Origin of the sequence: Rhodococcus sp. C3V (assembly GCF_029269915.1) — a bacterium.
GTDB classification, from domain to species: domain Bacteria; phylum Actinomycetota; class Actinomycetes; order Mycobacteriales; family Mycobacteriaceae; genus Rhodococcus_F; species Rhodococcus_F qingshengii.
On the sequence record NZ_JARJBE010000014.1, the window covers coordinates 111,755 to 120,001 of the forward strand.

At 63.5% G+C, this 8,247-nt stretch carries 9 protein-coding genes; 5 read left to right on the forward strand and 4 right to left on the reverse strand.

Annotation, left to right across the window (positions count from 1 at the left end):
- Positions 1–7 precede the first annotated feature (7 nt).
- Positions 8–889 carry a peptidylprolyl isomerase gene (locus P3G66_RS27690; RefSeq protein ID WP_003943303.1) on the reverse strand — a complete coding sequence of 294 codons (882 nt, stop codon included), beginning with the start codon at positions 887–889 and terminating at the stop codon, positions 8–10.
- A 195-nt stretch (positions 890–1,084) separates the two neighbouring features.
- Here P3G66_RS27690 and P3G66_RS27695 point away from each other — a divergent pair, with 195 nt between their 5' ends.
- From P3G66_RS27695 to P3G66_RS27710, 4 genes are all read left to right on the forward strand, one after another.
- Positions 1,085–1,765 (forward strand): MBL fold metallo-hydrolase, encoded by a 681-nt coding sequence (locus P3G66_RS27695; protein WP_007732970.1) that lies wholly within the window; start codon positions 1,085–1,087, stop codon positions 1,763–1,765.
- 15 nt (positions 1,766–1,780) lie between these two features.
- A complete protein-coding gene (gene hisS, locus P3G66_RS27700) occupies positions 1,781–3,052 on the forward strand; it encodes a histidine--tRNA ligase (protein WP_007732972.1) in 1,272 nt (423 codons plus the stop codon).
- Positions 3,042–3,671: a hypothetical protein gene (locus tag P3G66_RS27705; RefSeq protein ID WP_007732974.1), complete on the forward strand. Its 630-nt coding sequence runs from the start codon at positions 3,042–3,044 to the stop codon at positions 3,669–3,671. Before hisS ends, P3G66_RS27705 begins: the two co-directional genes overlap by 11 nt.
- Before the next feature lie 66 nt (positions 3,672–3,737).
- Positions 3,738–4,727 carry a malate dehydrogenase gene (locus P3G66_RS27710; protein WP_042452093.1) on the forward strand — a complete coding sequence of 330 codons (990 nt, stop codon included), beginning with the start codon at positions 3,738–3,740 and terminating at the stop codon, positions 4,725–4,727.
- Positions 4,728–4,739: 12 nt separating this feature from the next.
- Here the strand turns inward: P3G66_RS27710 and P3G66_RS27715 are convergent, their stop codons facing one another.
- Positions 4,740–5,975 carry a hypothetical protein gene (locus P3G66_RS27715; RefSeq protein WP_228232716.1) on the reverse strand — a complete coding sequence of 412 codons (1,236 nt, stop codon included), beginning with the start codon at positions 5,973–5,975 and terminating at the stop codon, positions 4,740–4,742.
- Positions 5,972–6,301 carry a type VII secretion target gene (locus P3G66_RS27720; RefSeq protein ID WP_037130770.1) on the reverse strand — a complete coding sequence of 110 codons (330 nt, stop codon included), beginning with the start codon at positions 6,299–6,301 and terminating at the stop codon, positions 5,972–5,974. Before P3G66_RS27720 ends, P3G66_RS27715 begins: the two co-directional genes overlap by 4 nt.
- Before the next feature lie 173 nt (positions 6,302–6,474).
- Here P3G66_RS27720 and otsB point away from each other — a divergent pair, with 173 nt between their 5' ends.
- Entirely contained in the window at positions 6,475–7,263 is a 789-nt protein-coding gene (gene otsB, locus P3G66_RS27725; RefSeq protein WP_231917340.1) for a trehalose-phosphatase, read from the forward strand.
- A gap of 204 nt (positions 7,264–7,467) precedes the next feature.
- On the opposite strand, the gene P3G66_RS27730 is transcribed toward otsB, so the two are convergent.
- A partial coding sequence (locus tag P3G66_RS27730) for an ABC transporter permease (protein WP_276117398.1) occupies positions 7,468–8,247 on the reverse strand: 780 nt, incomplete at its 5' end.

An 8,247-nucleotide genomic window follows, 5' to 3' on the forward strand; every position in this document is an offset into this window, starting at 1 on the left:
CGTCGCATCAGTCGAGCCTTACTGTCTTGATGTCGGTGGTCAGATTCGGCTTGCCGTCACCCTCTGGCGTCGATCCGCCGGCCGCGACCTTGTCCAAAGTGGCGAGCCCGGTTTCGTCGATCGTGCCGAAAACCGTGTACTGCGGGGGGAGTTGTGAGTCGCCGTAGACGAGGAAGAACTGGCTGCCGTTGCTACCGGGTGCCCCGGTGTTGGCCATCGCAACCGTGCCGCGCGCGTAGGTGACGGGCTCTTGCGCTGCCGGGTCGGTGGTGGAATACGCCGTGGTGGGGAATTCGTTGTCGAAGCCGTAGCCCGGTCCGCCGGTGCCGGTGCCGGACGGGTCACCGCACTGCAGCACCTGGAGCGAGGGGCTCGTCGTCATGCGGTGGCAGGTGGTGTCGTTGAAGTAGTCCTGCTGCGCCAAGCTCACGAAGCTGTTGACCGTGCACGGAGACTTCGTTCCGTCGAGTGTGAGCCCGATGTTTCCCTGCGAGGTCTCGACGCTGATGCTCGGCGTCGCGTCCGGCGCGGTGGTGGGAATCCCGTCGGTACGAGGAGGGTTGTTGGCCTTGGACGCGGTAGCGCCGTCGGCTGGATACGAGCAGGAAACCGTGTCGGCCAGTGGCGTCGACAGACCGGCCGGCATTGCACCCGCGGTCTGTGGCGTGAGGCTCGAGTCGTCGGCAGCAGTGTTGGTGGTGTTCGCGTCGTCGTCACTGCGATTGCTCAGCCAGATGAGTCCACCGACGACGCCGACTACGACGACCACGCCGAGCGCAGTTCCGGCTATCGTCATCTGCTTGCGCTTGCGGGCACGTTCTGCGCGACGTTCGAGCTGACGCTCGAGCTTGCGTTTCGCCGCCTCGCGGCGTTGCTCGTTACTCGGCACTGCTGTAGTCCTCCGTATCGCGGGTGGATCGTGGTCGGCCGGCCGAGCGACACCCTGGGGGTCGGCTTCGGCAAGCGGCTCTACTCGTCGTCAGAGTCTCCCATTGCAACCTGAGAACTTACTGGCGGGGCAGCAGCTTAGGCTGTAACCGACAGCGTGTTGTTCGTTTCCACCCTTCGAAGAGGAGTTGCCCCCGTGCTCGTCACTGGTTTTCCGGCCGGGATGTTCCAAACCAACTGCTACATACTCGCTCAGGACGACGCGTGCGAGTGCGTAGTCGTAGATCCGGGTCAGGATGCAGCTGAGCCGCTCTTCGAATATCTGGACTCCAAGGACATGTCGGTCACGGCGGTCCTCCTGACGCACGGTCATCTCGATCACGTGTGGTCGGCCCGCGAGGTCTGTGAGCGGTATTCCGTACCCGCGTACATCCATCCCGAGGATCGCTACATGCTCAGCGATCCGGCACGGGGGATCGGCCCGACGATGAAGGAATTCATTCAAGGCATGACGTTCGTGGAGCCGGACGAGGTGATCGAACTGGCCGACGGAGACAAGATCACCGAGGCCGGAATGACGTTCGTCGTGGACCACACACCCGGGCACACGCAGGGATCGGTGGTGTTCCGCACCCAGGCGAACACCGAGAGCGGGCCCGTGGATTTGGCGTTCACCGGTGACACCCTGTTCCAGGGTTCCATCGGGCGCAGCGACCTGCCCGGCGGAAATCACGAGCAGTTGCTCGCTTCGATCGCCCGCAAGCTATTGGTACTCGGTGACGAGACAGTGGTCCTGCCCGGGCACGGCGGCAACAGTTCGATCGGCGCCGAGCGAAGCTCGAATCCGTTTCTCGTTGGACTCAGCGCACAAGAATAAGGAAAAGTACCTCTCGTGAGTAAAGCCAGCACCTTCTCTGCACCCAAGGGCATTCCGGACTACGTTCCGCCGCAGTCAGCCGAATTCGTCGCCGTTCGTGACGGTTTGACGCGCGCCGCGAGGTTGGCCGGATACGGCCACATCGAATTGCCGATCTTCGAGGACACCGGCCTGTTCGCTCGCGGTGTCGGTGAGTCGACCGACGTCGTCAGCAAAGAGATGTACACCTTCGCCGATCGCGGTGACCGTTCGGTGACGTTGCGTCCCGAGGGAACCGCCGGTGTCATGCGTGCCGTCATCGAGCACAGCCTCGATCGTGGACAGTTGCCGGTCAAGGTCAGCTACGCGGGCCCGTTCTTCCGCTACGAGCGCCCGCAGGCCGGCCGCTACCGCCAGTTGCAGCAGGTCGGAGTCGAAGCCATCGGGATCGACGACCCCGCGCTCGACGCTGAGGTCATCGCGATCGCCGACGCCGGATTCCGGTCGTTGGGGCTCGACGGCTTCCGCCTCGAAATCACCTCTCTCGGCGATGACACCTGCCGACCGCAGTACCGCGAACTGCTGCAGGAGTTTCTCTTTGCACTTCCGCTCGACGAAGACACACGTCGACGCGCCGAGATCAACCCGCTTCGGGTGCTCGACGACAAGCGCCCAGATGTACGCGAGATGACGGCCGGCGCACCGCTCATGCTCGATCACCTGTCCGAGAGCTGCAAGGCGCACTTCGACGAGGTGCTAGCGCACCTGGACGCATTGGGCGTTCCGTACGTCGTCAACCCGCGCATGGTCCGCGGCCTCGACTACTACACCAAGACAACCTTCGAATTCGTGCACGACGGACTGGGTGCGCAGTCCGGAATCGGTGGTGGTGGTCGTTACGACGGTCTGATGGAACAGCTGGGTGGACAGCCGCTCTCGGGCATCGGGTTCGGAATCGGCGTCGACCGCACGGTTCTCGCGCTCGAGGCCGAGGGCAAGTCCGTTGCGCCACCGGCGCGTGTCGACGTCTTCTGTGTACCGATGGGTGCCGAGGCGAAGGCTGCACTGGTGAAGATCGCACATCAGTTGCGTGCCAATGGGATTCGCGTCGACCTGGCGTACGGAAACCGTGGCGTGAAGGGCTCGATGAAGGCAGCTGATCGTTCGGGTGCCGCGATCGCTTTGGTTCTCGGCGAGCGTGAACTCGAAGAGGGCGTTGTCGTTGTCAAACAGTTGGCAACAGGTGAGCAGGAGACAGTGGCGCTCGACCAGGTTGTCGACAAGCTCGGGGAACTCGTTGAGCACTGAGGCCGAACCGGTTTCGCTCGATCTGGTTCCCGTGGCGTTGATCGCGCCGCGGCTGAAGAAGTTCGCCGTTGTTGTCGTGGTGTTCGGCGTGGTCGTCGGGTTGATCGTCAGTGTGTTCTCGACGGCGACCGTTGGAGTGATCGTCGGCGCCGTCATCGCGGTGCCGACGTCACTGGCGATCCTGATGACGCTGCGCCGGCACATCACGTTGTACGGCAACAGAGTTCGTGCGCAAGCTGGTTTTCGAACCAACGTCGTCGACGTGGCCGAGGTACTCACGGCGGCATTGACGGTGAGATCCGGCCGGATCAGCGAAGTCAGCTTGACGCTCGGCGACGGACGGTCCACCGTGCGGATCCCGCTCGCGCTGTATACCGCGGGGGGTGGGCGCGAGTTGGAGATCCTTGCACTCCGCAAGCTCGCGGACGCGCTGGCGGCCAGCGAGTTGGTACCGGCTGCCGCGTTGTCCTCGGTGCTGATCGAACAGTTGCGTGCCGAAGCCCGCGGCGCCGGACTCGCCGAGCGTCCGCTCTACCGCGCCGTCGAACTCGTGACGGCGGAGGGACGAGTGCCGAGAACCACACTGACAGACCACGAAGTGGCCGGTTTACTCGACTAGCGTGGAAACCGTTCTTACAGCGTTGTAGAACGGACAGTCGTGAAAACGGCAGGTGAGGAGTCGGCAATGAGTATTGCGCCCGTAACCGTCACGGTAACCGGAGCGTCGGGTCAGATCGCATACGGAATGCTTTTCCGCATAGCTGCGGGGGAGATGCTCGGCGCTGACGTCCCGATCAAACTTCGACTGCTCGAGATTCCTGCCGCCGTGTCCGCTGCCGAAGGCGTTGCGATGGAACTCGAAGACGGCGCATTTCCGTTGCTGAGCTCCATCGACATCACCGACGATCCCGATGTCGCCTTCTCCGGCGCGAACGTCGGGATGCTGGTCGGCGCACGTCCGCGGAGCAAGGGGATGGAGCGTGCCGACTTGCTGAGTGCGAACGGCGCGATTTTCACAGCGCACGGGAAGGCGATCAACAACAACGCAGCCTCGGACGTCAAGGTGCTGGTCGTGGGAAATCCGGCCAACACCAACGCGCTGATCGCGATGAACAATGCACCGGATGTACCCGATACTCGGTTCAGTGCGCTGACACGTCTCGACCACAACCGAGCGATCGCGCAGGTCGTGAAGAAGACCGGGGTTCGTGCGTCGTCGGTGCGCAAGGTGTCCGTCTGGGGAAACCATTCGGCGACGCAGTACCCGGACCTGTCCCACGCGACTGTCGCAGGTGAGCCTGCACTCGCGGTGATCGACGACCGCGACTGGGTGGAGAACGATTTCATCCCGACTGTGCAGGTGCGAGGCACCGCCATCATCGCTGCGCGGGGATCGTCCTCTGCGGCGAGTGCGGCCAGCGCGTCGATCGACCACGTCCGCGACTGGGTGATCGGTACCGCCGAGGACGACTGGGTATCCATGGCCGTCTGTTCGGACGGTTCCTACGGAGTGCCCGAAGGATTGATCTCTTCCTTCCCGGTGACCTGTGCCGATGGCGAGTTCGCTATCGTTCCCGACCTCGCGATCGACGACTTCTCACGCGAACGGATCGACCTGTCCGTCAGCGAACTGGAGCAGGAGCGTGCGGCGGTGCGGGAGTTGGGCTTCGTCTGAGGTTTGTCTTGATCAGAGATCTCGGAACAGGTACTGATCGGGATCGTCAGCCCCGAGCACGGGCGGCGACACCATCGGCAGATCGTCGACCATCGAATTCTCGTCGCCGACAGTGACGAGATACCTCGGGGTAGTGCGTGGCGACTCGTCGTCCCGAGATCCGCGGGGTCCACCGCCCAGCATGCCGCCCGGCGACATGCCGCTACTGCCGACTGCCGACGATGGTGCACCCAGGCCGGGCGGTGTTACCGGAACCGGTTGAACTGCAGCAACTCCCGCTGCACCCCTCACCATTCCGCCGGTAGTGCCACCGCTTCCGCTCACCCATGCTCCGCCAGAGCTTGCCGTCGCACTGGGTGACGGCGACGCGCCGGCTGCGAGTGACGTCGACGGATTGCCTGCGCCCCACAGCTTGTCGACGCCGGTCGGAAGCCCGGCGCCGGCCCGTGCAGCCGAAGTTCGAACAGCCTCTGTGCCTGGCTGAGTGGAGTCCGGGTGGGTGGAGTACGGCGCATCACCGGCATCGGTTGAGGCAGAAAGAGGTTGGGCGATCTGACGGGCGGCGTTGTTGATTGCCTCCGCAGTGACCAGGTTGGAGAGTGCCTCACTGGTCGGTGGGGTCGGCACGGGGATCGGTCCGGCAAGGGCGTTCATGGCTGCGGTGTGCCCGAGCATCTCCCCACGCGTCCGAGTCACCGCCGCGACGGCTGCCTGCATGTGTTCAGCTGCCGAGGCAAGCAACATCGCCTGTCCTGGTGGTGTCCACGCGATGGGCGCGGCAGCTGCAACCGTGGTGGCGAAGGACTGCGCGATTGCCGCGAGATTCGCGTTGCCTCGCTGCACCGATTCCGCGGCGGCGGCAGCAGTTTTCGATATCGCGGTTCCGCGTTCGCTCAATTCTGCGCCGCTGTTCTGGGCGGATCGCGACAGTTCGGTCGCGGCGTCACTGCCGGTGCTGTTCCAGGTCTGGCCCACGTCGGCGACCGCGCTTCGGGACAGTCCCATGGCGTGGTCGATGAGAGTGGACGCCTGATCGAAGATGCCGACGGGATCGATGCCCGCAAAAGTGCCTGTGCCGAGACTCTTCCCGAGTTCGATCAAGGGCGCGAACAGATCTTCGATTCCGGGGAGTGCCGGTACCGGTATGCCGGCGAGCATCGATTCGACCACATTGTTCGGCAGTACCGGGGCAGGAGCGCCACCGTGAAGGAATTCGATGACGGTTGTCGAGTCGTCTTCGGTGCTCACGCGGTCGCGCCCGTCGATCCGGCCGCAGCGGTCAGATCTGTTGCGATTGCATGATCTGTGGTGTCGTAGGCCTGTGCGGCTGCACCGGCCGTCGCGGCGTTGCCGGCGTAGAACGTGGCGAGTGCTGCAACATCTTTGGTGTGTGTGGCCTGAGCGCGCGCGAATGCTTCGAGAAATTCGATCCCGACGGGGCCCACGGCCGGTGCGACTGCTGCGATGTTTGCACCCAGATCGACGGCGGCGGCCTGCGCGATGCGTCCTGCCGCTTCGGTCGACGTCGAGCCGTACTTTCGGATGCCGTCAGTGGCGACAGTCAATTCGCTCATCATTACCCCCCAGTTGGTAAGCGTCGTGAGAACTTTAGCGGACCACTGTGGGCCCTTACAGGGAGACGACGCGACCTACTCAGCGGTTCCGGACAACCTGGACGAAGTGGCAGAGATTACATTCGGCTCCGGTGTTGGTATTACGAGTGCGATCGATTTGGCACACTCGAACCATGCGAACCGCTTCGGACGTCATCCTCCGACTCACGTCCGATCCAGCTCGCTGTGGACTGGTGATGGATTTCGACGGCGTGCTTGCACCCATCGTCGACGATCCGTCGGCGAGTGCGCTACTGCCCGGCGCCGAAGACGTGCTTGCGACCCTGGCCGAGCATCTCGGTGTTGTCGGCTTGCTCTCGGGACGGCCTGTGTCGTTCTTGCGAGAGCGGCTCAGCTTGAATTCCGTTGTGCTCATGGGTTCCTACGGCGTCGAGACCTGGACGGACGACGGAATCCACGTGCTTCCGGCCGTCGCGGCGTTCAGTGATGCTGTCGCCGAAGCAGAAGCCGAATTGCGACGCTTGTTCGACTCTCCGGCAGTTCCTGGCATCCATGTCGAGAGCAAAGGCCTTGCGGTGGCCGTGCATTGGCGTCGGGCCGCGGATCGTGCGGTCGCGCAGCGCCTGGTGGAAGCAGCGACGACAGAAATCGCGAGCCGGACCGGGTTGCGGCGTGAGCCCGGCAAGTTGGTCGAGGAATTGCGTCCACCCGTTGAGGAGGACAAGGGGACAGGCCTCCTTCGCGCGATCGCGGCCGCAGGGGTCGACGTCGTCGCGTACGCGGGCGACGACCGGGGTGACCTACCGGCCTTTGCCGTTGTCCTTGCCTCGGGTGGAGAAGCGTTGGTGGTCAAGGGCGACGACATCGCACCGGAAGTGGCTGCTGTCGACGGCGTCCAGTTCGACGGCCCGCAGGCATTCCTCGATTGGATGAAAGAGCTTGCCGCGCAACTGGAACGCTGACGCGTAAGGTCAGTCTGCCAGGAACTCGACCAGGTCTTATTTCGAGGTGCCGCGTCCGCGGGGCAGAGTGACGCGAACCCGCGCGTGCCCTGTCCTGTTCCTTGGCGTGATCGACAAGCGCTGCGGGTTCTGTCAACGCGAAACTGGCCGCACCGGAAGGGCTCCGGTGCGGCCAGTTTTGGTCTTGGTCGGTTTGCGACTCGGTCAGGCGTCGCGCTTGTTGACGACGGCGATGCTGATTCCGAATATCACCAGCACAAACGCTGCGAAGTAGAACAAGCTTCCCCAAGGGCCCCAATGGAAATTGGTGCTCGAACCCGAAGAGAGGAAGTGGTCGGCGTTGGCGAACGGGAGGAACGGTGTGACGTTTCTGCCGAAGGATCCGAACATGCCGAACAGGCTCTCGATGAGCAGTGGCCACAGCAGCAGTAGTGCAATGGCGCCGGCGGACTGACGAAGGAGTGCTCCGACGGCGATGGCAAGGGCAACGCAGAGGAACGCGAAGATCGGTACGCCGTAAACGGCGCGCCAGGCGTCGGCGTTGTCCAGTGCCAGATTGGTGGAACCTTCAGAGCCTGCCGCAGCTTTGGTGATGAATACCGCGCCGAGCATGAGAACGAAGGACAGCACCGCGCCGAAAGCCCCGATCAGGCAGGCTTTGGCGATCAGAACCGAAGCCCGACTCGGGATGGCCTGGAAGGTGGTACGGATGATGCCGAAGCGGTACTCGCTGGTGATCGCGAGCGCCGCCATGATCATCAGGACCATGACGCCGAATCCGGATACTCCTAGCCCCGCGTCGTTGAACGTGGGGAGGAATTTCTCGAAATCAGGAGTTCCTGATGCGGCTTCGTCGTTGTACGCCTGAATGCTCGAACTCGACGAACGCCCGATCATCCAGGCGACGCCCAACCCTAGGACGATGATTGTGATCGTGCACCACAGCGGCGACTTGGTCGTGGTGATCTTGATACGTTCAGCACT

Bases quoted from the DNA above. Each gene is read 5' to 3' on its own strand.
- P3G66_RS27710 (WP_042452093.1), top strand. From the start codon at position 3,738: ATGAGTATTGCGCCCGTAACCGTCACGGTAACCGGAGCGTCGGGTCAG.
- P3G66_RS27720 (WP_037130770.1), bottom strand. From the start codon at position 6,301: ATGAGCGAATTGACTGTCGCCACTGACGGCATCCGAAAGTACGGCTCG.
- otsB (WP_231917340.1), top strand. From the start codon at position 6,475: ATGCGAACCGCTTCGGACGTCATCCTCCGACTCACGTCCGATCCAGCT.